The following is a 26,564-nucleotide window of genomic DNA, read 5'->3' as shown; positions in this document are numbered from 1 at the left end:
ACATCACGGAGCCTGTTCGGTACGTGTGGTGTTCGTCACATGCCACCCGCAGATGCCCGGTGCGGTGTGTTTGTCCCCCAGATGGCCCACAGCGGCTGTCGGGGACATCACGAACCGGGTATGACCTGGGGTGCTCAGGTATCCGAGGAGATCAAGCGCACTGTAGGTTTTGGCGCCATGGAGGAGCTGGACCGTCAAATCGTGCAGCTGCTCGTCAAGGACGGGCGGATGAGCTACACAGACCTGGGCAAGGCCACGGGCCTGTCCACGTCGGCCGTGCACCAGCGGGTGCGCCGGCTGGAACAGCGTGGCGTCATCCGGGGCTACGCCGCGGTCGTCGACCCGGAGGCCGTGGGGCTGCCCATGACCGCCTTCATCTCGGTGAAACCCTTCGACCCCAGCGCGCCCGACGACATCGCGGACCGGCTCGCCGACGTCCCCGAGATCGAGGCCTGCCACAGCGTGGCGGGCGACGAGAATTACATCCTCAAGGTGCGCGTGGCCACCCCGCACGAGCTGGAGGAACTCCTCGCCCGGCTGCGGACCCTGGCCGGCGTGTCCACCCGTACGACGGTGGTGCTGTCGACACCGTACGAGGCCCGGCCGCCGAAGATCTGAACCGGCCGCCCCGCGTGCGGCGTACCCGGTCCCGCGCGAGACACTGTCGGTCATGAGTGAACGACCCGCCGACCCCGAGACCGTCCTCCTGCGCCGCGGAGAGGTCCACAGCCCCGCCGACCCCTTCGCCACCGCGATGGTCGTGGAGCGCGGCCAGGTCGCCTGGGTCGGCTCCGAGGGGGCCGCCGACGCCTTCGCGGACGGCGTCGACGAGGTGGTCGACCTGGACGGGGCCCTGGTCACCCCGGCGTTCACCGACGCCCATGTGCACACCACGGCCACCGGCCTCGCGCTGACCGGCCTGGACCTGTCCGGCACCCCCTCCCTGGAGGCGGCCCTCGCCCGCGTACGGGACTTCGCCGCCGCCCGCCCGGACGACCGCGTCCTGCTCGGGCACGGCTGGGACGCCGCCCGCTGGCCCGGAGGCCGCCCCCCGGCCCGCGCGGAGCTCGACGCGGCCACCGGTGGGCGCCCGCTGTACCTCTCCCGGATCGACGTCCACTCGGCGGTCGTCACGACGGCCCTGCTCGACCTGGTCCCGGGCGAGGTGTCCCGCGCCGACGCCCCGCTCACCCGCGACGACCACCACGCCGTCCGCGCCGCCGCGTTCGCCGCCATCACCCCCGCCCAGCGCGCCGAGGCCCAGCGGGCCGCCCTCGCGCACGCCGCCTCCCGCGGCATCGGGTCCGTGCACGAGTGCGGAGGACCGCGGATCTCCTCCGAGGAGGACTTCACCGGCCTGCTGCGGCTCGCCGCCGAGCAGCCCGGACCGCGCGTGCTCGGCTACTGGGCGGAACGGGCCGACGAAGGTGTCGCCAAGGCGCGGGAGCTGGGCGCGCTCGGCGCGGGCGGAGACCTGTTCGTCGACGGCGCCCTCGGTTCGCACACCGCCTGCCTGCACGAGCCGTACGCCGACGCCGGCCACACCGGTACCGCCTACCTCGACGCGGCCGCCGTCGCCGAGCACGTCGCCGCCTGCACCGAAGCGGGCCTCCAGGCGGGCTTCCACGCCATCGGCGACGCCGCCGTCACCGCCGTCGTCGAGGGCGTACGGGCCGCCGCCGAGAAGGTCGGGCTCGCCCGCGTGCGCGCCGCCCGGCACCGCGTCGAGCACGCCGAGATGCTCACCCCCGAGACGATCGCGGCCTTCGCCGAGCTCGGCCTGACCGCCTCCGTCCAGCCCGCCTTCGACGCGCTGTGGGGCGGCGAGGACGGCATGTACGCCCGGCGTGTGGGTGCGGAGCGGGCCCGCGCGATGAACCCCTTCGCCGCTCTGCTGCGGGCCGGCGTGCCCCTCGCCTTCGGCTCCGACAGCCCGGTCACGCCCCTCGACCCGTGGGGCACGGTCCGCGCGGCCGCCTTCCACCGCACACCCGGGCACCGGATCTCCGTACGCGCCGCGTTCACCGCCCACACGCGCGGCGGCTGGCGGGCCGTCGGGCGGGACGACGCGGGTGTCCTGGTGCCCGGCGCGCCCGCCGACTACGCCGTCTGGCGTACCGACGCGCTCGTCGTCCAGGCCCCCGACGACCGCGTCGCACGCTGGTCGACCGATCCCCGTTCGGGCACCCCCGGACTGCCCGATCTGACCCCTGGCCGCGACCTGCCGGTCTGCCTGCGGACCGTTGTGGGCGGACGGACGGTGTTCGTACGGCCGGGCGAGTGATCTCCCGGGGTGGCGCGGCGGCGATCGGCCGCCGCTGCTGCGTCGCGCGACCTGCGCATCCTCGGCTCTGACCCGGCGATTGATCGTGTCTGCGCAGGTCAGACGGCTGTTGACAGCCAGCGGCGGCGGGCCGGTAGGTTCGGCCGAGTCCACCACCGGACGCCCGACCGGGGAGCATTTCGCGCACGCGTCGCAGCGCCGCTGGGTCAGGGACGGTGTGCCGCACCGGGCACCGTCGCTGGGAGCCAGGCTCAGCGCCCGCGCGGACGCGGGAACGCTTCCGACCGGGTCGGGAAGGTGTGACCCGGGTGGGGCCCGGGCGCTCAGTAGACAACGGCTTTCGGTCGATCCGCAGCCAGCGGGTCCCAGGTCGGCCCGAAGGGCGCCGGGCCCCCATCCGCAGCGGGGCGTAGACCGAAAAGCACATTCTTACCCCGCTCTTTGGGAATCGACACCACCATACGAACGAGCTGTCACGTCGGCGCAGGCGGCGGCCACTATGGTGGACCCTGCGTACGACATGTGAAGGGGCAGCAGTGAACGACGGCGACGGGACCCGCGCGGCACAGGACCGGGGGAGGCAGTTCGGTCCGCTCGGCACGGCCTTGGTGATCATCCCGACCTACAACGAGGCGGAGAACATCAAGTCCATCGTCGGCCGGGTGCGCAAGGCCGTCCCCGAGGCGCACGTGCTGGTGGCGGACGACAACAGCCCCGACGGCACGGGCAAGCTCGCCGACGAACTGGCCGCCGAGGACGACCACGTCCAGGTGCTGCACCGCAAGGGCAAGGAGGGCCTCGGCGCCGCCTATCTCGCGGGTTTCCGCTGGGGCCTGGACAACGGCTACGGCGTGCTGGTCGAGATGGACGCCGACGGCTCGCACCAGCCCGAGGAACTGCCCCGACTGCTCACCGCCCTCAAGGGCGCCGACCTCGTGCTCGGCTCCCGCTGGGTGCCCGGCGGCCGGGTGGTGAACTGGCCGAAGTCCCGCGAGTTCCTCTCGCGCGGCGGCTCCACCTATTCGCGGCTCATGCTCGACGTGCCGATCCGCGACGTGACCGGCGGCTTCCGCGCCTTCCGCCGCGAGACCCTGGAGGGTCTCGGCCTCGACGACGTGGCCTCGCAGGGGTACTGCTTCCAGGTCGACCTGGCCCGGCGTGCCGTCAAGGCCGGTTACCACGTGGTCGAGGTGCCGATCACGTTCGTCGAGCGGGAACTCGGCGACTCCAAGATGAGCCGCAACATCGTCGTGGAGGCGCTGTGGCGGGTCACGGCGTGGGGCGTGGGGGAGCGGCTGGGCAGGATCACGGGCAAGGGCGAGCAGGCCCGGTGACCGGTCCCTGTTGATCAGCCCCTTATCCCGCGCTGAGCAGGGTCCGGGCACACTGGTCGCATGACGACTGGCGCTTCGACCCCTCCGCACCCCACCGCCCGGCCCCGGCGCTCCCGGCTGCGTACGTTCCTGCCGCTGGGGATCGCCGCCTGGCTGGTACTGGAGATCTGGCTGCTGTCCGTGGTCGCGGGCGCGGCGAGCGGCTTCGCCGTGTTCCTGCTGCTGGTGGCGGGCTTCGTGGCCGGCTCCGTGGTCATCAAGCGGGCGGGCCGCCGCGCCTTCCAGAACCTCAACGAGGCGTTGCAACGGGGCGGCTCGCTCTCGAAGGGCTCCGGCAACGGGCTGATGATGCTCGGCGGCCTGCTGCTGGTGATCCCGGGGCTGATCTCGGACGCGGTGGGCTTGCTGCTCCTTGTCCCGCCGGTCCAGAAGGCCCTGAGCCGCTACGCCGAGCGCACCTTCGACCGCAAACTCCGCGAGGCCGCCCCCGGCAGCCTGGGCGACGCCTTCCAGCAGGCGCGCATGCACCACCCCGACGGCAAGGTCGTCCAGGGCGAGGTCGTCAGGGACGAGCCGGGGGACGCCCCGCGGGAGCAGCGGCCGCCGTTGACTCGCTGAGGGCTCCCTCGGGGGGCTGTGCAGCACAAAAACCGCGGGCGCCGTACGCCGACTTCACGTACGGCGCCCGCGGTTGCTCACGTGCGCTGAAAAACCGCCCAGTCCCGCAGGGACTAGGCGCTCTTGCGGCTGTCCCGGGGATGAACCGCGATGTTCATCGCCCCGGAGCGCAGTACCGCAAGACGCTCCTCGAGGACCTCTTCGAGTTCCTCGCGGGTGCGCCGCTCCATCAGCATGTCCCAGTGCGTACGCGCGGGCTTGGCCTTCTTCTCCTCGGGGCCGTCGCCGTCCACCAGGAGTGCCTGGGCCCCGCAGACCTTGCACTCCCACTCCGGCGGGATCTCCGCCTCGACCGAGAAGGGCATCTCGAATCGGTGCCCCTTCTCACATGCGTACTCCACGGCCTGGCGCGGCGCCAGGTCGATGCCGCGGTCCGTCTCGTAGCTGGTCACCACGAGGCGCGTACCGCGAAGAGCTCGCTCACTCATGAATCGTGCCTCCCGGGCTTGTCGCCCACAGGACAGGTGTCGCTGTCGTCGTCATCCGGTCAACGTCCGGTCGGCGGTAAAGATTCCCGTTCCGAGTCCCGTTCCGGGTCATGCGTCGCCGTCGTAGCCGCCCCTTGTTGTACCCACCGGCGCCCGGTTTGTCACATCTGATAGCAGATGTCACCCAGCGTTTCGGCTTCTTTGACGCGCAGTAACGGTACGCCTGGCAGGCCAAACGCGTACACTACCGCCCTTTCGTGTTGAGCGCTAAATCTTCTCCGGAACCGGGTTGCCCGCCTCGCCGATCGCCCGCCGCACCGGGACCCGCGCGAGGAGCGTGAACCCGATGACGAAGAAGGCAACCAGCGAGATGATCGCCGAGCGATAGCTCCCGGTCAGCTGGTAGGTGACCCCGAACAGCAGCGGGCCGAGCCAGCTCATCCCGCGGTCGCTCATCTCGTACGCCGAGAAGTACTCGGCCTCCTTCCCGGGCGGAACCAGGTGCGAGAACAGCGACCGGGAGAGCGCCTGGCTGCCGCCCAGCACCAGCCCGATCCCCGCGGCCAGCACGAAGAACCACACCGGAGCCCCGGCGGGAAGGAAGTACCCGGCGCCCAGGGTGACCGTCCAGGCGACCAGCGACCCGAGGATCGTCCGCTTGGCGCCGTACGTGCGGGCCAGCCGCCCCATCGCCACAGCACCCGCGACGGCCAGCATCTGCACCAGGAGCACGGCCGTGATGAGGGTCGACTGCCCGAGGCCCAGTTCCTCGGAGCCGTAGACCGAGGCCTGGGAGATCACGGTCTGGATGCCGTCGTTGTAGACGAGGTACGCCAGCAGGAAGGCGAGCGTCAGCGGGTGGCGGCGCATGTCCCGGACGGTGGCCGCGAGCTGCCGCAGCCCGGGCGCCGTGGCTTGCCGCGCCGTTTTGGTCCGGCGGTCGCGCAGCCGCCGCAGCGGTACGAGCGTGAAGGCGCCCCACCACAGGCCGGCCGACGCCAGACAGACCCGGACGGCCGCCGTCTCGGAGAGCCCGAAGGTGTCGTGCGCGGAGTACAGCACCAGGTTGGCGATCAGGACCAGGGAGCCCGCCGCGTAACCGAAGGCCCAGCCCCGGGAGGAGACCGCGTCGCGTTCCGCGGGCGGGGCGATCTGCGGCAGGTAGGAGTTGTAGAGCATCATCGCCACGGACTGCGCCGCGTTCGCGACGACGAGCAGGACGCCGCCCAGCAGATAGCGGTCGCCGTCGAGGAAGAACATGCCGGTCGTCGCCGCGGCCCCCACGTAGGCGGCTGCCCCCAGGAGGGGCTTCTTGCGGCCCGTGCGGTCGGCCGCGCTGCCCACCAGGGGCATCACCACGACCGCCAGGACCACCGACAGGGACACCGAGTACGCGAAGAAGGACCCGGCCCGGACCGGCACCCCCAGGGGATGGACGAATTCGTCCGCGTCCGCCGCCGACTCGGCGACCGACGTCAGGTAGGGGCCGAGGAACACGGTCAGCACGCTCGTCGAGTAGACCGAGCACGCCCAGTCGTAGAAGTACCAGCCGTGCTGTTCGCGCCGTCGCTCGCCGGCCTCGTCGGCCGGCTGGGTCCGCACGGTGTCGGTGCCCACCCGTGCCCTCGCTTCCCCGCTGATGGTGCCGCGCGAAGGGCTCGGGCCCGGCGGCCGGGTGCTCAGACCGCTGAGACCCAGACGCCCCGGTCCTCCATGACCTTGCGCAACATCTCGATGTGATCGGTCATGATGCCATCGACACCCAGGTCCAGAAGCCGGTGCATCCGCTCGGGCTCGTTGATCGTCCACACGTGCACCTGCAGCCCGCGCGCGTGGGCGACGCGGACGAAGCGGTGGTCGACCACCTGGACACCCGACTGGGACTCGGGCACCTGCGCGGCGACCGCGGACCGGCGCACCGCGGCGGGCAGCCCCCAGGAGCGCAGCCGGAGGCTGAGCACCCCGCGCGTGCCGAAGGACGTGGCCAGACGCGGTCCGGCCAGCCGCTGGGCGCGCAGCACCCGTGCCTCCGAGAAGGAGCCGACGCAGACGCGGTCCCAGGCGTTCGTGCGCTCGATCAGCGCCAGCAGCGGCCGCAGAGCGGGCTCCGCCTTGACGTCGACGTTCCAGCGGACGTCCGGGAAGGTCTCCAGCAGTTCCTCGAAGAGCGGCACCGGCTCGCGGCCCGCCACGCGCGCGTGCCGGACGTCGTCCCAGGGCAGGTCGGCGATCCGGCCCGCCCCGTCCGTGATCCGGTCCAGGGCCGCGTCGTGGAAGGCGACCAGCTTGCCGTCCGCCGTGGCGTGCACGTCGGTCTCGATGTACCGGTAGCCGAGCTCCACCGCGCGGCGGAACTGCGCCACGGTGTTCTCCAGTCCGTCGGCGGCCCCGCCCCGGTGGGCGAAGGCGATGGGGCCGGGATGGTCCAGGTACGGGTGGCGTACGAGCGTGCTCACGGACGCAGTATCACCCTCTCCGCTATCCCCTTGGCAACGACCGTGCTGCCTCCGGATGCCGACGGAACGGCGAACACGCGCAGGAAGAGCTGGGCCAGCGGGCCGATGGACAGCGCGTACAGGACGGTGCCCACACCGACGGTGCCGCCCAGGACGAAGCCGGTGGCGACGACGGTGATCTCCACCGCGGTACGGATCAGGCGGATCGAGCGGCCCGTGCGCCGGTGCAGCCCGGTCATCAGGCCGTCGCGGGGGCCGGGGCCGAAGTTCGCGGCGATGTAGAGGCCGGTCGCCGCGCCGTTGAGCACGATGCCGGCGAGGAGGAGCGGTATCCGTACGGCCAGGACGTGCGTGTGGGGCAGCGCCGACAGACCGGCGTCCATGGCGGGACCGATGACCAGGACGTTGGAGACGGTGCCCAGGCCCGGGCGCTGGCGCAGCGGGATCCACAGCAGCAGGACGGCCGCGCCCAGGATCGTCAGCACCACGCCCATGCTCAGTCCCGTGAGTTCCGCGAGGCCCTGGTGCAGGACGTTCCAGGGCTCGAGACCGAGACCGGCCTCCACGAGGAGCGCGGAACTCACGCCGTACAGCACCAGCCCGGCGTACAACTGGATCAACCGCCTCGCCACGTGCTGCTTCGCGGACGACTTCACGGACGACTTCACGGACAAAGGGTCCCCCCCGGTGGTGGTAGTGGCCTGGCGCATGCCACTCTGTGGCTTGGAAAGAGAAGCCATCCATGGCCAATTCGGAGAAGGTGGACTGATCGTCATGGCGCAGTGGACCTCATCGGTGGGCGCCGCGCAGCTCGCCCGCCTGCTCAACTCCCAGCAGGACCGCCCCGCCGGTCCCGGCACGCGCCGTCCGCCCGCCTACCGGGCGCTCGCCGACGGCATCCGGCTGCTGGTCCTCGAGGGCCGGGTGCCGGTGGCCGCCAGGCTGCCCGCCGAGCGCGAACTGGCGCTCGCCCTCTCCGTCAGCCGCACCACGGTCGCGGCCGCCTACGAGGCGCTGCGCACCGAGGGCTTCCTGGAGTCCCGGCGCGGTGCGGGCAGCTGGACGGCGGTCCCGGCGGGCAACCCCCTGCCCGCACGAGGTCTGGAGCCCCTGCCCCCCGAGGCGCTGGGCTCGATCATCGACCTGGGCTGCGCGGCCCTGCCCGCCCCCGAACCGTGGCTCACGCGCGCGGTGCAGGGCGCCCTGGAGGAACTGCCGCCGTACGCCCACACGCACGGCGACTACCCCGCCGGCCTCCCGGCGCTGCGCTCCATGATCGCCGAGCGGTACAGCGCGCGCGGGATACCGACCATGCCCGAGCAGATCATGGTCACCACGGGGGCCATGGGCGCCATCGACGCCATCTGCCACCTCTTCGCGGGCCGCGGCGAGCGCATCGCCGTCGAGTCGCCGTCGTACGCCAACATCCTCCAGTTGATGCGGGAGGCGGGCGCCCGGCTCGTGCCGGTCGCGATGGGCGAGGGGCTCAGCGGGTGGGACATGGACCGCTGGCGCCAGGTGCTGCGGGACGCCGCCCCCCGGCTCGCGTACGTCGTCGCCGACTTCCACAACCCCACCGGCGCCCTCGCCGACGAGGACCAGCGGCGCCGGCTGGTGGACGCGGCGCGATCGGCGGGCACGGTGCTCGTCGCCGACGAGACGATGAGCGATCTGTGGCTGGACGAGGACCTCGACGGCGCCGCGATGCCGCGCCCGGTGTGCGGCTTCGACCCGGCCGGCTCCACGGTGATCACGGTCGGCTCGGCGAGCAAGGCCTTCTGGGCCGGAATGCGCATCGGCTGGGTACGCGCGGCCCCGGACGTGATCCGCAGCCTGGTCGCCGCGCGCGCCTACGCCGACCTGGGCACCCCCGTCCTGGAGCAGCTCGCCGTCAACTGGCTCTTCAGCACCGGCGGCTGGGAACAGGCGGTGGAACTCCGCCGCACCCAGGCCCGCGAGAACCGCGACGCCCTGGTCACCGCCGTCCGCCGCGAGCTGCCCACCTGGGAATTCCAGGTCCCCAAGGGCGGCCTCACCCTGTGGGTCCGCGCGGGAGGCCTCTCCGGCTCACGCCTCGCGGAAGCGGGCGAGCGCGTCGGCGTACGCGTCCCGTCCGGCCCCCGCTTCGGCGTCGACGGCGCCTTCGAGGGCTACGTGCGGCTGCCCTTCACCGTCGGCGGAGCCCTGGCGGAAGAGGCGGCGGCCCGGCTGGCCGCCGCCGCACAGCTGGTGGAGACGGGCGCGAGCGGAGGGACGGAGTCCCCGCGGACGTTCGTGGCGTAGGGGCTGAGCACAGGAGCGGCCCCTGCGGTTCCGCGTCGCCGCGGGGCCAGCTCAGCAGCGGACGCGTGGCTGCGTGCTGTCGTGGCGCTGGGGCCGGATCGCCTCGATGGCGACCGGCGGGAGCCCACCCGCAGCGGTTGGCCGACAGGCCATGTAGCTGCGGGTGGTCGTGCCGCTTGGGGCGGCACGGGTGGGCGCGGCGGCCTCTTCGCCGGCGCGGGCGAGTTCCCCTGCCGCAGCTCACGGCAAGCTCACGAACTCTCCGCCACCACAGCCTCCGCGGGCACCGTCTCCGCCGTCTCCGCCGGCACCGCCTCCCCGTCCGCCGGCGTCGTCCGCGGCGGCAGCAACGCCATCACGGCCTGCCGCTCGGCATCGCTGGTCGCGTCGTCGTAGGGATCGGGAGTCGAGGGCACCTGCAGCCGATGGACCGGCCCATGGCCCAGCCGCGCGTACCCCCGCCCCGGCGGGACCTCGGCCGGCGGCGTCGTGTGCGGCGGCACGCCCAGCACATCGACCAGTTGCTCCACCGCCGCGGCCCCGAGCACGACACGCGCGCGCGTGTGCTGCCGTACCGCCTCGCTCAACGCCTCCGCGCTGTCGAACTGCTCGGCCACGGCCACGGTCACATTGGCCGCCCGGCCGTGCCGCAGCGGCACCTGGAGCAGCGCCTGCGGATCCTTGCGCCCGTCCGCCGCGGCCACGTGGGCGAGGGCGCTCGGCCGGTCCAGCAGGATCCACAGTGGCCGCTTGGTGTCGTCCGGCGGCGGTTGCCCCGCCTGCCGCGCCCGGTTGACCGCGATGATGCGCCGTTCCGTCTCGTGCGCCGCCCACTCGAGGCTGGCCAGCGCCCCGGCCAGCCCGCACTCCACCGCGAGCACCCCGTCCCGCCCCGTCAGGCAGGCGTAGTCGCCGGTGCCACCGCCGTCGACGATGAGCACGTCACCGCATTGGAGGGCCTGGAGCGCGATGGACCGCAGCAGGGTCGAGGTGCCGCTGCCCGGCCGGCCCATGACCAGCAGGTGCGGCTCGGTCGAGCGCAGGCCGGTGCGCCACACGACCGGAGGCACGTCCCGCTGTTCCTCGCCGTAGGAGAGGGGCAGCGTGCGCTGGACCTCGGTCGGGTCGGTGAAGCCGAGGACCGTCTCGCCGGGCGCGGTGACGAACCGCTGGGCGGCGATGTCGGTGGGCAGCGGCGGGAGGACGGTGACCGTGAGTTCGTTGGCCTCCTCGTGCCACGTGAAGTGGTACTCGCGGCCCCGCCCGGCCTTCGCGGCGAGCAACTGCTCGATCCGCGCGCGGGCCTCGGGCTCGCCGTCCGGGAAGTACGCCGGGTACCGGATCACCAGGTGTCCGACCCGCCCCGCGTCGTCGAACTCGTGGGCGACGAAAGCCTTCTCCCAGTCCCCGGCGTGCGCGTACAGCGGAGCAGGGTCCTCGGCCGTCGAGAAGTACGGCACGAGGGCCTCGTACAGCGACTGAAGGCGCTGCGTCCGGGACTCCTCGGATCTGTCGGGCCCGGGCGGTGTGCGGTCCCGGCCGTGCCACGCCGCCGCCGCCATCAGGGTGATGGCGGCGAGCAGCGGTCCGTACGGCACCAGAGCCACCACCATGACCGCCGAGGCGGCCAGGAACAGCAGCGGTCCGCGCCGGTCCTTGGGCGTCTCCGCCCACCTGCGCAGGCCGGCCGAGACCAGCCGGCGCAGCCCGCGCGTGATGGTGATCAGCGGGTGGAGGACGTCGGTGGCGCTGTCGGCCGCCGTCCGGGCCAGCTCCCGGCTCCTGGCGATCTGTGCGCTGCCGTTGCTCAGAATGCGGGGGAGAGGGCGCCGGGCCACTGCTGTCTCCTCAGGGTGGATGCGGACGGGACGGGCGGCGTCAGGGCGTTCAGAACTTGATGCCGCCCAGGAGGCTCGCCAGGCTCTCGCCCCCGGCCTTGATGCTCGGGGCGATGGCCGTGCTCGCCAGGTAGAAGCCGAACAGGGCCGAGATGCATGCGTGCGATCCCTTGAGTCCGTCCTTCCGGAAGAAGAGGAAGACGACGATGCCGAGCAGGACGACGCCTGAGATGGAGAGGATCATTTGAGGTCTCCTGGTGTCGAGGGGGACAGTCACCCTGAGTCCTTCCAGGATCACAGCATGTATCCATACGATAAAAGGTGCAACTGGGTGAATTGCTGCCGATTTCCTCCGGTCGGTGGCGGGGTGTTGGCCCGGTTGAGCGGGACTCCTGTGCCGGACGGGGCCTGGGGTGATCTCCTGGCGATCCTTACCTCGGGCAGATCGGGTCATGTGCGGCCGGAGCCAGTACCCTTGCGATTCACCTGAACGGTTGCAACGAGAGGCGGTGCCGGCCGATGAGTGAAGCCCCCGACCCCGAGGTCGTGGAGCTGGCGACCAAGATCTTCGATCTGGCCCGGCAGGGGCGCACCGAGGCGCTCGCGGCGTACGTCGACGCGGGAGTTCCGGCCGGCCTCACCAACGACCGCGGTGACTCGCTGGTCATGCTCGCCGCGTACCACGGCCACGCCGACGCGGTGCGCGAGCTGCTCGCCCGGGGCGCCGCGGCCGACCAGGTGAACGACCGGGGCCAGACCCCGCTCGCGGGGGCCGTCTTCAAGGGCGAGACGGACGTGATCAAAGCTCTTCTGGAAGGTGGCGCCGATCCCGGAGCGGGGACACCGTCGGCCGTCGACACCGCCCGGATGTTCGGCAAGACGGAACTCCTGGAATTGTTCGCCGCACACTGATACGAACGTCCTGACCAGGTACGACACGGAAAACGGGGGAGGCGGTAAAGGGCCGCCGGAAATACGGTCGCGGCAGGAGAAACCCGCGGGTCATCATGACGTCGTGATTCACGGACGCGATGGCTGGGCAGGTGTTGCCGCACCACGCGGGCCGTGATGCGGTCCGCATGGGCCACAGACGAGAGGCAGAGAGAGATGGTCTACAGCAAGCAAGAGACGGCGGGCGCCCCGACGTTGTGTCACGCGGCCAGGTAATGCGTGTTCCCCGGTTGCATCGACGCTTGATGTGAGGCTGTTTCCCATGTTCGATCCGGTCATAGCGCCCAGCGGTACGCTGCTCGGTCTGCTCCAGCGGGGCCGCGGCGACGGCACGCTGCACGCGCTCACCGCCCCGCGCGCCGAAGCGCTCGCGGCCCTGAACCACTGCGTGCTGCGCGACCCCCGCCACGACTGGCAGGTGGAGAACCGCTCCCTCTACTACGCCCGCCTGTACCTCGACCTGAACGGCGAACTCGACGCCATCGAGGCACACCTCTTCGACCCCGAGGACGTCCTCGACACCGAGGAGTCCCGCACGGGTCTCGCGCTCGCCGTCCTCGGCCACCTCGCCTCGTACGGCAGGCGGGACGCGCTCGAACTGCTGCGCAGGTACGCCGCCCACGGCTCCAACTGGGCCTGGGCCCTCGACGAACTGGCTCTCAGGGACGACGACGCGGGCCTGCGGGCCCTCGCCGCGCCCGTCCTGGCGCGCTTCCCCGCCGATCCCGAGGGCGAGGCCGAGCTGGCCGCCACCGTGCGCGACGCCTTCGAGCCCCGGCCGTGGCGGCTGTGGGCCGAGGATCCGCGCGAATCGATCGCCACACGCGTGCGTGCCGCCCAGGAGACGGGCTGTTTCGACCGCTGGCAGCGGCAGCTGCGGCCCGGCGGGCCCCGCCCGGACTGGAGCGTGCGGGCCGTCTTCGAGTGGGCCCAGCAGGGCGTCGAACGCGGGGCCGCCCTGCACGTCCCGGCCGCCCGCTGTCTGGTCGCCGTCGCGGGACCCGAGGACCGGCCGGAGATCGTACGGGCCGCCAAGGACGGCACCGAGGGAGCCCGGTGCACCGCCTTGCGCTACCTCGCCGACAGCAACGACCCGGCCGCCCTCGACCTGATCGAGGCCGCACTGGCCGACGGAACGACGCCCGTCGTGGAGGCCGCCCTCGACGCCTTCGAACGGATGCGCAGCATCGCCGCCGTCGACCGCGCGCGCGGATGGGCCCACCGGCCCGACGCCCTCGGCGCCGCCGCCGGACGCATGCTCGCCTGCCGCGGCGGCGCACAGGACAGCGACCTCGTCCTCGGCGCCCTCCGCGAGGCCGTACGGGGCGAGGGCCCCGACGCGCCGACCCTGTGGACCCTCGTCGACGGCACCGGACGCCTCGGCATCGCCTGCGCCGCCCCCGTCCTGCGCCATGTCTACCGCGAGACGGCCTCCTCGCACCTCCGTGGCCGTGCCGCCCGCGCGCTGGCCGCCACCGACCCGTCCTTCGCCACCGGATTCGCCGTCGAATGCCTCTGGGACTGCGAGGAGACCACCCGCGAACTCGCCGCCCGGCACGCCGAGACCGCTGACGCCCGCGTGGTCGAGCAACTGCGCCGGCTCGCCGCCGATCCGGCCGAGGAAGCCGAGGTCCAGACGGCGGTACGCAGCCGGATCGCACCGGACGGGCCTGCCGTGTGAACACCGGGTGACAGCCGGTGCGGCCGGCCGCCGACGAGCTGTGGCACCGCGCACATGGCACCGGCGCCCGCCTCGGCCTCAGCACCGCCCACGCGGTGTCCGCCGCGCTCGCCGTCCCTGTCGGTCGCCCAGCGGCCGGACGCCGCCTGACGGCTCAACGGCGGCGTACGGCCACGAAGCGGACCGGGGTGCCCGGCAGCGCCTGCCCGGCTGCCGGGAGGTCGGCCGCGCGGACCACCGCGATCACCGGGTAGCCACCGGTGGTCGGGTGGTCGGCCAGGAAGACCACGGGCCGGCCGTCCGGCGGGACCTGGACCGCGCCGAGGACCATGCCCTCGCTGGGCAGTTCGCCGGAACGGGCCCGCTCCAGGGCGGGTCCCTCCGTGCGCAGGCCGATGCGGTTGCTCGCCGACGACACGCGGAACGTGCGCGAGGTGAGGTCGCGGACGGCCCCGGGCGTGAACCAGTCGTCGCGCGGGCCGAGTGTCACCCGCAGGACCAACTCGGCCGGCGGGCACGGCTGCGGGGCGACGTCCACGCGCGCGTGCGGAGCTGAAGGACTCCCGAGGGGCAGCACGGCCCCGTCCGCGAGCGGTGCCGGTCCGAGGCCGGACAGCAGGTCCGTGGCACGGCTGCCGAGCACCGGCTCGACGGCGATGCCGCCGGAGACGCCCACGTAGGCGCGTACTCCCCGCTCGGCCGTCCCCACCTCGAGCACCTCGCCGGCGGGCACCACGACCGGCGCGCCCCAGGCGGCCGGACGCCCGCCCACCGTCACCGGGCACGGCGCACCCGCGACCGCCACGGTGACCGCCGAACGCGGCCGCAGGGCACAGCCGGTGAGCGTCGTCTCCAGGACGGCTGCGTCGGGCGCGTTGCCCACCAGCCGGTTGACGAGCGCCGCAGCGGGCGGGTCGAGCGCCCCGGAGCGGGGCACGCCGAGGTGGGCGTACCCGGGCCGCCCCCGGTCCTGCACGGTGGTCAGCGCCCCGGCCCGTACGACGACGAGCGCCCGGTCGGTCATGCGGTCCCCACCGGCCCCACCGGTACGAAGCGGACGCGCGCGCCCGGTGACAGGAGCGCGGCCGGCACGCGCGCGTGGTCCCACAGGACCGCGTCCGTCGTACCGATCAGCTGCCAGCCGCCCGGCGACGACCGCGGGTACACGCCCGTGTAGGGGCCCGCCAGCGCCACGGCACCGACCGGGACGGACGTGCGCGGAGTGGCCCGGCGCGGCACGTCGTAGCGCGGCGGCAGGCCGGTGAGGTAGCCGAAGCCGGGGGCGAACCCGCAGAAGGCGACGGTGAACTCGGTGGCCGCGTGGATGCGGGCCACCTCCCGCTCCGGCACGTTCCAGTGGGCGGCGACGTCGGCGAGGTCCGCGCCGTCGTAGCGGACCGGGAGTTCGACGACCTCACGCGCGCGTGGGGGAGCGGGCGGCATCTCGGAGGCGGTCAGTTCGGATGCCAGGCGTTCCGGGTCGTCGAGGCCGTCGAGGAGGACCGTGCGGGCCGCGGGCACGATCTCACGGACGGACAGCATGCCTTCCGTACGGCGCCGCAGGAGTTCCGCGTGCAGCGCCTGGGCCTCCTCCTCCGAGGCGACCTCGACCAGCAGCCCGCGGTCGCCGACCGGCAGCGCCCTCATGCGAAGGCCTCCACCGTCACGCCCGAAGCCTCCAGCCGCTCACGCACCCGGCGGGCCAGTTCGACCGCGCCCGGCGTGTCCCCGTGCAGGCACAGAGAGCGGGCGCGCACCTCGATGCGCGTGCCGGAGTGCGCGGTGACCGTGCCGGAGCGCGCCAGCTCCACCGAGCGCTCCACGACCGTCTCCGGGTCGCTGACCACCGCGCCGTCCTGGCCGCGCGGCACGAGCGTGCCGTTCTCGGTGTACGCCCGGTCCGCGAACGCCTCCGTGACGGAGGGCAGTCCCGCCTTGCGGGCGAGGTCCAGCAGCCGGGAGCCGGGCAGGCCCAGTACGGGGAGCGAGGCGTCCGCCAGGAGCACGCCGTCGACCACCGCCTGAGCCTGCTCCTCGTCGTGCACCACGCGGTTGTACAGGGCACCGTGCGGCTTCACGTACGCGACACCCGCGCCCGCCGCGCGTGCGAAGACCTCCAGGGCGCCGATCTGGTAGGCGACCTCCGCCGCCAGTTCGGCGGGGGGCACGTCCATCGCGCGCCGCCCGAACCCCGCCAGGTCCCGGTAGGAGACCTGCGCGCCGACCGTCACGCCGCGCTCGGCCGCCAGCTCGCACACCCGGCGCATGGTGGCCGCGTCCCCGGCGTGGAAGCCGCATGCCACGTTGGCGCTGGTGACGACGGACAGCAGGCGTTCGTCGTCGGTGAGCCGCCAGCGGCCGAAGCCCTCGCCGAGGTCGGCGTTGAGATCGATCGAGGTCATGGATCTTCTTCCGTGTCTTTCGTGTCCGGTGCGGTCAGGCCACGCGGTACTGCTCGTCGCGGGCGTCGGTGAGGAACATCTGGCCCGGCGCGTGCGTGATGGCGAACGGCGGGCGCGAGGCCATCACGGCGGCCTGCGGGGTGACTCCGCAGGCCCAGAAGACCGGAATGTCGTCGGGCTCGGGGGCCACCGGGTCGCCGAAGTCGGGCCGGCCGAGGTCGCCGATGCCGAGCGCCGTCGGATCGCCGCAGTGCACGGGGCTGCCGTGCACCGCCGGGAGCAGACTGCTCTCCCGGATCGCGGCCGTCAGGTGCTCCGGCGGCACCGGGCGCATGGACACCACCATCGGACCCCGCAGCCGCCCCGCCGGACGGCACTGGCGGCTGGTGACGTACATCGGCACGTTGCGGCCCTGCTCGACGTGGCGGATCGGCACCCCGGCCCCGGCGAGCGCCCACTCGAAGGTGAAGCTGCACCCGATCAGGAACGAAACCAGGTCGTCCCGCCAGTGGGCGCGCACGTCGGTCGGCTCGTCCACCAGCTCGCCGTCCCGCCACACCCGGTAGCGCGGCAGGTCGGTGCGCAGGTCCGCGCCCTCGGCGAGGACGGTGGTGACGGAACCGGCGTCCGTGACGTCGAGCACCGGACAGGGCCTGGGGTTGCGCTGGCAGAACAGCAGCATGTCGTAGGCCCAGTCGGCGGGCACCGAGATCAGGTTGGCCTGCGTGTGGCCCGCGGCGACCCCGGCGGTGGGGCCCGCCAGGCCCTCCCGCATGCGGGCGCGCGCGGTTGCCGGGCTCCACGCGTGCGCGTGCTCCTCGACGAGGGTCAGGGGACGGTCTTCGGTTCGGTTCACTGCGGTCACCCCAGCTCCGTTCCGCGCGTCTCCGGCAGCCCCAGCAGAGCCAGCGCCGCGATGCCGTACCCGACCGCGCCGAAGACCAGCGCGCCGCCGACGCCCCAGCTGTCGGCCAGGAAGCCCACCAAGGTCGGGAAGACCGCGCCCACCGCGCGGCCGGTGTTGTACGTGAAGCCCTGCCCCGTGCCGCGCACCGCGGTGGGGTACAGCTCGCTCAGGTAGGAGCCGAAGCCGCTGAAGATGGCCGACATGCAGAAGCCGAGCGGGAACCCGAGCACCAGCAGAAGGGTGTTGGCGCCGCTGGGGATGTTCGCGTACGCCAGGATGCAGACCGCCGACAGCAGCGCGAAGAGCCAGACGTTGCGGCGGCGGCCCAGCCGGTCGGTGAGGTAACCGCCCGTCAGGTAGCCCAGGAAGGCGCCGGAGATCAGGAACGTCAGATAGCCGCCGGTACCGACGACCGACAGACCGCGCTCGCTCTTGAGGTACGTCGGCACCCAGGTCGCCAGCGTGTAGTAGCCGCCCTGCACGCCCGTGGACAGCAGGCCCGCGAAGACCGTCGTGCGCAGCAGCCCCGGCGCCTCGGCCGTGCCCGGCCGGAAGATTGCCGCGAACGATCCCCGCCGCGGGCCGTGTTCACGGGCCGCGACCGCCCGCGGGGCGTCGTGCACCCGGCGGCGCAGCCACACCACCAGCAGGGCGGGCAGCGCCCCGGTCCAGAACATCACGCGCCAGGCCAGGGTGTCGCCGACGAAGGAGAAGACCAGCGTGTAGACGATCGCCGCCAGCGCCCAGCCGACGGCCCACGAGCTCTGGATCGCGCCGAGGGTGCGCCCCCGGTGCTTCGCGCTCGCGTACTCGGCGACCAGGATCGCGCCGACCGCCCACTCGCCGCCGAAGCCGAGGCCCTGGAGGGCCCGGAAGACCAGCAGGGTCTCGTAGGTGGGTGCGAAGCCGCAGGCCACTGTGAACACCGCGTACGTGATCACCGTGATCATCAGGGCCCTGACCCGGCCGACCCGGTCCGCCACCACGCCCGCCACGGCACCGCCGATCGCGGAGACCACCAGCGTGACGGTGGTGAACAGGCCGGTCTGGCCGCTGTCCAGGCCGAAGTAGGCCGCCAGCGCGACCATGCCCAGCGGCAGCGTGAAGTAGTCGTATGAATCCAGGGCATATCCGCCGAAAGCGCCGGCGAAGGCCTGGCGGCCGCTCGGTCCGAGGGCGTGCAGCCAGCCCAACGTGCCGTCTTCGGCGGTGCGTTCATCCTTTGCCGGCCGTACGCCGGAGTCCACGGGTTGTGGCGGAGGGGTCGTGCTCATGGGCACCTCGCAGAGGGAGGACGGAGGGTGCTGAGAAGTGAGCCGTGTCGAGCACCGTAGAGGATCGTTCAACGATCCTTCAATACCTCTGTTGTTTCGTCCTTGTATCTGCGGTTGAATTCCGGGCATGGCAGAGCAGCTGACGGGACTGGCCGACGACCGCGCGCTCCTGGGGCGGACCAGCACCGCGGAACGGGTCTCCGACATCCTCAGGAGCCGTATCGCCGAGGGCTACTTCCCACCGGGCACCCGCCTCTCGGAGGACAGCATCGGCGGGGCGCTCGGAGTCTCCCGCAACACCCTCCGAGAGGCGTTCCGGCTGCTCACCCACGAGCGGCTGCTCGTCCACGAGCTCAACCGGGGCGTCTTCGTCCGGGTCCTGGCCGTCGAGGACGTCGAGGACATCTACCGCACCCGAGCCCTCGTCGAGTGCGCCGTCGTACGCGGGCTGGGCGAGCCGCCGTACGCGCTGGACGGGCTCGCGGCGGCGGTCACGGAAGGACAGGTGGCGGCCGTCGACCATGACTGGAAACGGCTGGGTACGGCCAACATCCACTTCCACCGGGAACTGGTCGCCCTGGCCGGCAGCGAGCGCACCGACGAGCTGATGCGCAGCGTCTTCGCCGAACTGCGCCTCGCCTTCCACGTCGTCGACGACCCACGGGCGCTGCACGAGCCGTACCTCGCCCGCAACCGCCAGATCCTCCAGGCCCTGCAGGCCGGGGACCGGGAGGAGGCGGAGAAGCTGCTCCACACCTACTTCGCCGACGCGCTGGAGCGGATCGTGGAGGTCTACCGGCGCCGGGTCGGGGAGGACGGGCAGAGCCTCGGCTGACACCACCTCGTGTCCGTGTGACGGCCGTCGCTTCTGCGTCGTTTGGGTCGTTGTCAGACCGAGGACCTAGTCTGTGCACCGTGACTTCGCCTGCATTGACGCACAGCGTTCCGCCCCAGCTCAGCGCGGGGCCGCGCCCCGCACCGGGCCCGGCCGCCGACGAGGGGCTGGCGCGGCGGCTGCGCGCGCTCGCCTGCACCGCGCCGCTGCACGACCTCGACGCGCGCAAGGCCAACCTCGCCGGCGAGTACTCGGTCTACGGCATGGCGGAGGTGGCCCTCGCGGCCATCGACCTGGTCACGCTGAACATGGACTTCGACACCGGCGCCGACCACGAGCAGATCGTGGCCCGCCTCATCCCGCGCATCGCCGCCCAGGCCCCGCGGCGGCCCGTCGCCGAGCACGACCGCGTGGCCCGCTGGGTCCTGGAGAACCTGATCAACGTCGGCAGCGTCGACCGCGGCTTCCGCGCGGTGTACGGCACGTTCGCGCCGGACGGTACCTATGTTCGCCGAGACTACGACTTCAAGCTGATCGAGGAGGTCCCCGGTCCCGGCGGCACGGTCTACCTCCGGACCACCGACGAGGCGGTCAACGTCCTGGTCGGCGCACTCGACACCGATGTCACCAGCGCCCAGATCGCCGCCGAGGTCAAGCTGGAGGTCCTGATCAACCGGGGCCGCCTGGCCGACGCCCAGCTGGCCGCCGAGCAGGCCCGGTACCGCACCGTGCAGTACTCGGAGACCCTGCGCCGGGCCCTGGAGGCGACCCGGCGCAACGTCCGCGCGGTGGACTGGCTCAACAGCGTGCCCGACATGATCGCCGAGGCCCTGGACCACGTGGCCGACCGGTACCGCCACGAGAACGCGATCCTCACCAACATCCGCAAGGCGCGCGACGAGACCGAGGACCCCGAGCACAAGCGCCGGGCCGCCGAGCTGGTCGACATCGTCAAGGACTGCATCCGGCGGCACACGCAGCTCCAGTCGCGCCTGCTGGAGGCCGGACCCCTCTTCCGCGCCGAGCAGGACCGGCAGGCCTTCGCCACGCCCCTGACCACCTCGGGCATAGACCTGTACGGCCACCTCGTCGCGCCCGTCCTCCCGCTGCCCGTGGAGCGGGCGATCCGGGTCACGGACGCCTTCTTCGCACGCGGGACGGGGTTGCGTACGCCGGTGTCGGTGCGGGTCGCCGATCTCGTCGACATCCTGCTGACCCCGCCGATGGAACGGGAGCACCTGGGGGCCGAGATGCCCGAGCCCGACCTGATCGCCACGCCGGACGACAGCAGGTTCAGCGAGGAGCAGCTGGCCGCGGCCATGGAGTTGCTGGACCTTCCGGCGGACGCGCCCAGGCGGCTGTCCGGGCTGCTGGCGGAAGCGCGGCGCCGGGATCCCGATCTGCCGTACCTGGTCGCGCTGTTGGCGGTGCACGCGGCCAGCCCGCCGGTGGGGACGGCCTACCGGCAGGGCGAGGAGAAGCTGCTGTTCGCCGTGGACGACGGGACCGAGCTGGACGATCCGGAGTTCGGCGGGGCCGATCTCATCGTGGGGACGGCCCTGTTGGACGCGGCGGGAATGGCGGCCGACCGGACGGAGGCGGCGTGAACCGGGCCGACCACCGTACGTACGTATGCAAGGGGAGCAAGGAGTCCCGACCGTGACCGAGCACGTCGACCGGAGTGAGCCTGAGGCCGCCGCCGCGCCGGCGAGCAGCGCTGTCACCCCCGCCGACGCCGCCGACGCGGCGCGGCTCGTCGCGTTCGGGCTGCAGCCCAGACTGCAGCCCGCGCGCGACCAGGAGTACACCGAACTGCTGCGCCGCTACCGCGAGGATCCGCCGTTCGCGCGGCTGGCCGACGCGGTCGCGGCCGGACTCGGTCTCGTGGTGCTGGAGGTCTCCCCACGCGCGGGGATGGCCGTGACCGCCGCCGAGGACTCGGTGTTCGCCGTCCGCATGGGCGACTACGCGCGTCGCACGTCCGCCGACTCGGCGGACCGCTTCCTGCACGGGCTGGCCCATCTGGCCGTCGCCGCGGTGGCGTTCCCGCGTCCCGAGGACCTGGCTGACGACGGCTACATCGGGCGGGTCACCGTCAACGGCGTCGACGCCTTCGTCCGGCAGGCCTGCCGGAGGCTGGAGGAGAGGGCCGAGGAGCAGGGCGAGAACACCGACCCGGCCACCGACGCGCCCGGCCTGGAGGCCGCCTGGCGGATCTGGGCCAGACGCAGCGCGACCGGCGCCACCAAGGACGCGCGCCGGCCCGCCGCTTCCACCACGGGCATCGTGGCGAAGGCCATGGCGTTCCTCACCGACTCCGGGTTCCTGCAGCGTACGGGCGACGAGGGCGGCGGCACGTACCGCACGACCGCCCGCTACCAGCTCCAGGTGCGCGACCTGGCGGGCAGCGCCGCCATGGCCGAGCTGCTCGAACTGGGCGTCGTCCCGGTCACCGACGGCACGGCCAGTCTGCTGCCCGCCGAGGACACCGACGACCTGGACCTGGTGGCCGACGCCGGGCTGCCCTTCCACTCCTGAACCTTCCCGACCTGCCGAAGACTTACGAGAGTCCGCCATGTACGAGTTGTCCCGGGTCCGCCTCTACTCCATCGGGCCCGCCGGCGCGCGCTACGCCGACACCGTGCTTGACCTGCGGGGTGTGGGCGAGCCGGTGCCCGAACCCGCGCCCACGCAGGCGGAGTTCTTCGAGGAGGAGCCCGTCGGTCCGCCGCGCCGGCCCGCGCCCGCCGGGGTGCTCTTCCTGGAGAACGGCGGCGGCAAGTCCGTCCTGCTCAAGCTGATCTTCTCGGTGATGCTGCCCGGCCACCGCAACACCCTCGGCGGCGCCAGCTCCGGGGTGCTGCGCAAGTTCCTGCTCGCCGACGACTGCGGGCACGTGGCCCTGGAATGGCAGCACGTGCTGACCGGCGAGTGCGTGGTGGTCGGCAAGGTCAGCGAGTGGCGCGGGCGGCAGGTGTCCAACGACCCGCGCAAGTTCGCCGAGGCCTGGTATTCCTTCCGGCCCGGCCCGGGACTCAGCCTCGACAACCTCCCCGTCGCCGAGTCCACCGCCGTACGGCCGCCCGTCGAAGGTGCCTCCGGTGCCCAGGGCCGCCGCCGCACCATGAAGGGCTTCCGGGACGCCCTCACCGAGGCCGGCAAGGCGTACCCCCACCTGGAGGTGCACTGGGAGGAGATCCACGAGCGCTGGACCGAGCACCTGGGCGAGCTGGGCCTCGACCCCGAACTCTTCCGATACCAGCGGGAGATGAACGCCGACGAGGGTGAAGCGGCCGGCCTCTTCGCGGTGAAGAAGGACTCCGACTTCACCGACCTGCTGCTGCGGGCGGTCACCGACACGCGCGACACAGACGGACTCGCCGACCTGGTCAGCGGCTTCGGCAACAAGCTCGGCCGGCGCGCCGAACTGATCGCCGAACGGGACTTCACCGCCGGGTCCGTCGACCTGCTCGGCCGCATCGTGGAGGCCGCCGAGGCGCGCTCACGCGCGCGTGACATCCACGCCGGCGCCGAGCGCCGTACCCGCACGCTGGCCCGGCGGCTGTCCGCGCGGGGCGTGCAGGAGCGGGTGCGGGCCGCCGACCTCGCCCAGCGGGTCACGGCCGCCGCGTACGCCGTCACGCACTCCGAGGGCGCCCGGGAGCGCAGCGCGCTGATCGCCGCCGAACTCGCCTACCGGCACGCCTCTTTGGCGCTCGCCGCCGCCGAGAAGTCCGCCGCCGCGCAGAAGCGCGAGCTCGCCGACGCGCGCACCCTGCACGCCGCCTGGCAGGCCGCCGAGGCCGTGCTGCGCCACCGTGCCGCCGCCGACCGCGTCGCGCGCGTGGCCGCCGCGATCCAGGAGGCCGAACGCGACGCGGCCCCCGCGCTCGCCGCCCGCGCCAAGGCCGCCGTCGATCTCGTACGGGCCCTGCACGCGGCCGCCGAGAGCGCCGAGAACCTCGCCGACGAGGAGGAGGAGCGCTCGGCCGCGCTCCAGGAGGCCGGCGACTCCGCGCACCGGGACTCGACCGCCGCCGCCACCGAGGCGCAGCGTGCCCGCAGCGAGGCCGGGCATCTGCGCCAGCGCCTGAACGAGGTCGAGCAGGAGACCGCCGAGGCGGTGCGAGCGGGCTGGCTGGACGACAGCGCGCCGGACGCCGACCCCGCGCGCGCGGCCCTCGCGGCCAGCGACGCCGAGAAGACCGCCGTCGCCGCCTGGGACGCGGCCCGCGAGGCCTCCCGCAGGGCCACTGAACACGCGCGTGAGGCGGCCTCCGCCGAGTCCCGCGCGGAGCTGACCGCGGCCCGCGCGGCAGACGCGGCGACGGCGGCGGAGCGGTCGTACGAGGCCGAGCGGCGGCTCGCCGAGGCGCTGGCCGCGGAGGAGCGGCTGGTGGAGCTGCTGGGCCTCACCGGCGACGACGCCCGTCCCGGGATTCCCCAGCCCCGGCACGACAGCGACAGTCACGCGGCCCCCTCGACCAGGTCCGCCGACAGCCCTCTCACCCCCGAGGAACTCGACCGCTTCGCCGACGACCTGCGCGAGCTCCTCGACGCCGCCGTCTCCACCGCCGAACGCCACCTCTTCGAGCTGCGCACCGCCGCCGCCGACGACTCGCGGATCCTCGGCGCGCTGGGCGACGGCGGGCTGCTGCCGCCCGGCCCCGACGTCCTGGCCACCGTCGAGTACCTGGGCGAGCACGGCATCCCCGCGCTGCCCGGCTGGCGCTACCTCGCGCAGGCCGTCGACCCCGCCGACCACGCGCGCGTGCTCGCCGCCCGCCCCGAGCTCGTCGACGGCGTGATCATCACCGACCCGGACACGCACGCGCGTGCCCGTGAGGTGCTCGGCGACGCGGCCCTGTTGCCCCGGTCCGCCGTGGCCGTCGGCACGGCCGCCGCGCTGCTCGCCCCCACCCCGGCCGAGGACGCGACCCCCGGCGGCTCTGCCCAGGTCTTCCTCGTCCCGCCGAACCCGGCCATGCACGACGAGCACGCCGCCGACGAGGAGCGGCAGGCGCTGCGCGCGCGGGCGACGGAGCGGGACGAGGAGATCCGGGCGCTCGCCGCCCGGCTCGGCAAGGACCGGGAGCTGGCCGCGCGGCTCGCCTCCTGGCGCACCGGCTGCCCGGCCGGGCGGCTCACCGAGCTGGCGCAGGCCGCCCAGGAGGCGCGCGCGTTCGCCGAGGAGTCCGAGGCCGAGCTGGCCGAGGCGCGGACCGTACGCGCGGAGGCCGACGAGGCCGCCGCCGAGGCCGCGCAGGTGAGGGACGAGCGGCAGGAGGCCGCGCAGAAGGCCCGCCGCGCCGCCGACGCCCTCGCCGGACTGGCCTTCCGGCTGCGTGAGCGCGCCGGCTGGCAGGTCAAGCTGCGCGAACTCGCCGACGAGGCCGCCGAGTCGGAGGCCCGCGCCCAGGCCTGCCTGGAGCGCGCCCGCGCCGCCGACGAGGACCGCCGCGCCGCCCAGCGCGCCGCCGACGACGCCCGCCGCACCGCCCGCGCGCTGCGCGCCGAGCGCTCCGAGATCGCGGGCGCCCCCGACGACGTACCCGAGGACGACGCGGACGCGCCGAAGGCGTCCCTGCCCGCCCTGCGCGAGGCCTACCGGGCCGCCTCCCAGGTGTACGAGAAGGTCGGCGTCGGCGCCGACCTGCGTGCCGAGCAGGCCCGCGCGGAGAGCGACGAGAGCGCGGCCCGCGCCGAACTGGACCGGCTCAGCAACAAGGTCCGCACCCGCGCGGAGCAGCTGCTCCAGTCGCCCGACGGCTCCGACGGACCCTCCCGGCAGGCCGCCGCCGCGCGCGCGGAGGAGCTGGTGCAGCTCCTGGAGACCCGCATGTCCAGCGCCAGCGAGCAGCTCGGCCGGCTGCGCGGCGAGGCCGAGCGGCACGCGCCCGAGGAGGGCGAGGCGCACACCGAGCTGCCGGAGGAGCTCCAGCCGCGCGACGCCGAGCACGCCCAGGCCCTGCTGCGCACCGCGACGGCCGAACTCGCCTCCCGTACCGAGGCGTTGAGTCAGGCCCGCGAGGCACACGCCGAACTCGTCGAGGCCCACCGCGCCGCCGAGGACGCGGCCGGCGGCTTCGACGAGATCGCCGCGATGCTCCGCGATCTGCTGCGCGAGCACGCCCCCGAGGAGGAGCAGGAGGAGCCCGAGCCCTACCCGGGCAGCCTGGACGAGGCCCGCCAGGCCGCCGCCGAGGCCCGACGGTCCCTGCGCGGCTGTGCCGCCGACCTGTCCGCCGCCGAGGCCGCCGTGCGCGAGGCCGGCGACGTGCTCGTCCGGCACGCCAACTCCACCCGTTACGAGCAGGTCCGCACCCCGGCCCGGCAGCAGATCCGTGAGCTGCCCGCCGCCGCGCTGCCCGAGCACGCCCAGAAGTGGGCGGACGCCTTCGCGCCCCGGCTCCGGGTACTCACCGACGAGCTGGAACAGCTGGAGCGCAACCGGGACTCGATCGTGGACCGGCTGCGCGGGCTCGTGGAGTCGGCCCTCGCCACGCTCCGGTCCGCCCAGCGGCTGTCCCGTCTGCCCGAGGGGCTCGGCGAGTGGTCCGGGCAGGAGTTCCTGCGCATCCGCTTCGAGGAACCCGACCAGGCGACGCTCACCGAACGCCTTGGCGAGGTCATCGACGAGGCGACCCGGGCCGCCGTGAAGAAGAACTCCGACCTGCGGCGCGACGGCATGTCCCTGTTGCTGCGTGGGGTCGCGGCTGCGTTGCAGCCCAAGGGTGTGGCCGTGGAGATCCTCAAGCCCGACGCCGTACTGCGCGCCGAGCGCGTGCCGGTCGGGCAGATGGGCGACGTCTTCTCCGGCGGCCAGCTGCTCACCGCGGCCATCGCCCTGTACTGCACGATGGCGGCGCTGCGGTCGAACGACCGGGGCCGCGACAAGCACCGGCACGCGGGCACACTGTTCCTGGACAACCCGATCGGCCGCGCCAACGCCACGTACCTGCTGGAACTGCAGCGGGCCGTGTCGGACGCGCTCGGCGTGCAGCTGCTCTACACCACCGGCCTGTTCGACACGACCGCTCTGGCCGAGTTCCCGCTGGTCATCCGGCTGCGCAACGACGCCGACCTCAGAGCCGGGCTGAAGTACATCAGTGTCGAGGAACACCTCCGCCCGGGACTGCCCCAGCAGCCCCGGGCGGAGGAGACGGTGCACAGCGAGATCACGGCGACACGGATGTTCAAGCGGCCGGCATAG

The 26,564-nt window shown here is 73.4% G+C and carries 22 protein-coding genes; 11 read left to right on the top strand and 11 right to left on the bottom strand.

All coding sequences use genetic code 11. The features are described from left to right. The first annotated feature begins 177 nt into the window (after positions 1 to 177). The 4 genes from ACIBBH_RS20580 (at position 178) to fxsA (ending at position 4,236) form a co-directional block, all read left to right on the top strand. Positions 178 to 618 (top strand): Lrp/AsnC family transcriptional regulator, encoded by a 441-nt coding sequence (locus tag ACIBBH_RS20580; RefSeq protein ID WP_399406553.1) that lies wholly within the window; start codon positions 178 to 180, stop codon positions 616 to 618. A 52-nt stretch (positions 619 to 670) separates the two neighbouring features. Then, positions 671 to 2,284 carry an amidohydrolase gene (locus tag ACIBBH_RS20575; RefSeq protein WP_399406551.1) on the top strand — a complete coding sequence of 538 codons (1,614 nt, stop codon included), beginning with the start codon at positions 671 to 673 and terminating at the stop codon, positions 2,282 to 2,284. Positions 2,285 to 2,820: 536 nt separating this feature from the next. Beyond that, positions 2,821 to 3,618 carry a polyprenol monophosphomannose synthase gene (locus ACIBBH_RS20570; protein WP_399406549.1) on the top strand — a complete coding sequence of 266 codons (798 nt, stop codon included), beginning with the start codon at positions 2,821 to 2,823 and terminating at the stop codon, positions 3,616 to 3,618. Positions 3,619 to 3,678: 60 nt separating this feature from the next. After that, positions 3,679 to 4,236: an FxsA family membrane protein gene (gene fxsA, locus ACIBBH_RS20565; RefSeq protein ID WP_399406547.1), complete on the top strand. Its 558-nt coding sequence runs from the start codon at positions 3,679 to 3,681 to the stop codon at positions 4,234 to 4,236. A 113-nt stretch (positions 4,237 to 4,349) separates the two neighbouring features. Here fxsA and ACIBBH_RS20560 read toward each other — a convergent pair whose 3' ends face one another. The 4 genes from ACIBBH_RS20560 to ACIBBH_RS20545 form a co-directional block, all read right to left on the bottom strand. Further along, the gene (locus tag ACIBBH_RS20560; RefSeq protein ID WP_003977404.1) at positions 4,350 to 4,724 is read right to left on the bottom strand and encodes an RNA polymerase-binding protein RbpA; all 375 of its coding nucleotides are present in this window, start codon (positions 4,722 to 4,724) and stop codon (positions 4,350 to 4,352) included. Positions 4,725 to 4,991: 267 nt separating this feature from the next. Beyond that, entirely contained in the window at positions 4,992 to 6,341 is a 1,350-nt protein-coding gene (locus tag ACIBBH_RS20555) for an MFS transporter (protein ID WP_399406545.1), read from the bottom strand. 62 nt (positions 6,342 to 6,403) lie between these two features. Next, positions 6,404 to 7,180 carry a glycerophosphodiester phosphodiesterase gene (locus ACIBBH_RS20550; RefSeq protein ID WP_399406543.1) on the bottom strand — a complete coding sequence of 259 codons (777 nt, stop codon included), beginning with the start codon at positions 7,178 to 7,180 and terminating at the stop codon, positions 6,404 to 6,406. After that, positions 7,177 to 7,890 carry a YitT family protein gene (locus tag ACIBBH_RS20545; protein ID WP_399406541.1) on the bottom strand — a complete coding sequence of 238 codons (714 nt, stop codon included), beginning with the start codon at positions 7,888 to 7,890 and terminating at the stop codon, positions 7,177 to 7,179. The genes ACIBBH_RS20550 and ACIBBH_RS20545 overlap by 4 nt, the downstream gene beginning before the upstream one ends. 64 nt (positions 7,891 to 7,954) lie before the next feature. Between ACIBBH_RS20545 and ACIBBH_RS20540 the strand changes: the two genes are divergently transcribed. Beyond that, the gene (locus tag ACIBBH_RS20540; RefSeq protein WP_399406539.1) at positions 7,955 to 9,463 is read left to right on the top strand and encodes a PLP-dependent aminotransferase family protein; all 1,509 of its coding nucleotides are present in this window, start codon (positions 7,955 to 7,957) and stop codon (positions 9,461 to 9,463) included. Positions 9,464 to 9,714: 251 nt separating this feature from the next. Here ACIBBH_RS20540 and ACIBBH_RS20535 read toward each other — a convergent pair whose 3' ends face one another. Both ACIBBH_RS20535 and ACIBBH_RS20530 read right to left on the bottom strand, forming a co-directional pair. Then, positions 9,715 to 11,301 (bottom strand): hypothetical protein, encoded by a 1,587-nt coding sequence (locus ACIBBH_RS20535; RefSeq protein ID WP_399406537.1) that lies wholly within the window; start codon positions 11,299 to 11,301, stop codon positions 9,715 to 9,717. A 49-nt stretch (positions 11,302 to 11,350) separates the two neighbouring features. Beyond that, the gene (locus ACIBBH_RS20530) at positions 11,351 to 11,545 is read right to left on the bottom strand and encodes a hypothetical protein (RefSeq protein WP_399406535.1); all 195 of its coding nucleotides are present in this window, start codon (positions 11,543 to 11,545) and stop codon (positions 11,351 to 11,353) included. Between the two features lie 275 nt (positions 11,546 to 11,820). On the opposite strand from ACIBBH_RS20530, the gene ACIBBH_RS20525 reads away from it, so the two are divergent. Continuing rightward, complete coding sequence (locus ACIBBH_RS20525; RefSeq protein WP_399406533.1) at positions 11,821 to 12,213, top strand: ankyrin repeat domain-containing protein; 393 nt, start codon at positions 11,821 to 11,823, stop codon at positions 12,211 to 12,213. Positions 12,214 to 12,514: 301 nt separating this feature from the next. After that, the gene (locus ACIBBH_RS20520) at positions 12,515 to 13,933 is read left to right on the top strand and encodes a HEAT repeat domain-containing protein (RefSeq protein ID WP_399406531.1); all 1,419 of its coding nucleotides are present in this window, start codon (positions 12,515 to 12,517) and stop codon (positions 13,931 to 13,933) included. 154 nt (positions 13,934 to 14,087) lie between these two features. On the opposite strand, the gene ACIBBH_RS20515 is transcribed toward ACIBBH_RS20520, so the two are convergent. From ACIBBH_RS20515 to ACIBBH_RS20495, 5 genes are read right to left on the bottom strand one after another with little or no spacing between them, the layout of a single operon-like run. Further along, the gene (locus tag ACIBBH_RS20515; protein WP_399406529.1) at positions 14,088 to 14,957 is read right to left on the bottom strand and encodes a biotin-dependent carboxyltransferase family protein; all 870 of its coding nucleotides are present in this window, start codon (positions 14,955 to 14,957) and stop codon (positions 14,088 to 14,090) included. Further along, positions 14,954 to 15,580, bottom strand: a complete 627-nt coding sequence (locus ACIBBH_RS20510; RefSeq protein WP_399406527.1) for an allophanate hydrolase subunit 1 — start codon at positions 15,578 to 15,580, stop codon at positions 14,954 to 14,956. The genes ACIBBH_RS20515 and ACIBBH_RS20510 overlap by 4 nt, the downstream gene beginning before the upstream one ends. Next, positions 15,577 to 16,335, bottom strand: coding sequence for a LamB/YcsF family protein (locus ACIBBH_RS20505; protein ID WP_399406525.1), 759 nt, complete (start codon positions 16,333 to 16,335; stop codon positions 15,577 to 15,579). The genes ACIBBH_RS20510 and ACIBBH_RS20505 overlap by 4 nt, the downstream gene beginning before the upstream one ends. A gap of 34 nt (positions 16,336 to 16,369) precedes the next feature. Then, positions 16,370 to 17,200: a putative hydro-lyase gene (locus tag ACIBBH_RS20500; RefSeq protein ID WP_399406523.1), complete on the bottom strand. Its 831-nt coding sequence runs from the start codon at positions 17,198 to 17,200 to the stop codon at positions 16,370 to 16,372. After that, entirely contained in the window at positions 17,197 to 18,516 is a 1,320-nt protein-coding gene (locus ACIBBH_RS20495) for an MFS transporter (protein WP_399406521.1), read from the bottom strand. Before ACIBBH_RS20495 ends, ACIBBH_RS20500 begins: the two co-directional genes overlap by 4 nt. A gap of 127 nt (positions 18,517 to 18,643) precedes the next feature. On the opposite strand from ACIBBH_RS20495, the gene ACIBBH_RS20490 reads away from it, so the two are divergent. The 4 genes from ACIBBH_RS20490 (at position 18,644) to ACIBBH_RS20475 (ending at position 26,564) form a co-directional block, all read left to right on the top strand. Beyond that, the gene (locus tag ACIBBH_RS20490) at positions 18,644 to 19,351 is read left to right on the top strand and encodes a GntR family transcriptional regulator (protein ID WP_399406520.1); all 708 of its coding nucleotides are present in this window, start codon (positions 18,644 to 18,646) and stop codon (positions 19,349 to 19,351) included. An 80-nt stretch (positions 19,352 to 19,431) separates the two neighbouring features. Next, positions 19,432 to 20,958 (top strand): hypothetical protein, encoded by a 1,527-nt coding sequence (locus tag ACIBBH_RS20485; protein ID WP_399406518.1) that lies wholly within the window; start codon positions 19,432 to 19,434, stop codon positions 20,956 to 20,958. Between the two features lie 52 nt (positions 20,959 to 21,010). Then, positions 21,011 to 21,889, top strand: coding sequence for a hypothetical protein (locus ACIBBH_RS20480; protein ID WP_399406516.1), 879 nt, complete (start codon positions 21,011 to 21,013; stop codon positions 21,887 to 21,889). A gap of 37 nt (positions 21,890 to 21,926) precedes the next feature. Next, positions 21,927 to 26,564, top strand: coding sequence for a hypothetical protein (locus ACIBBH_RS20475; protein WP_399406514.1), 4,638 nt, complete (start codon positions 21,927 to 21,929; stop codon positions 26,562 to 26,564).

Source organism: Streptomyces sp. NPDC051636 (assembly GCF_044453765.1).
GTDB lineage: Bacteria > Actinomycetota > Actinomycetes > Streptomycetales > Streptomycetaceae > Streptomyces.
The sequence above is the reverse complement of the archived record's forward strand: the minus strand, read 5'-3'. Positions and strand labels throughout refer to the sequence as shown.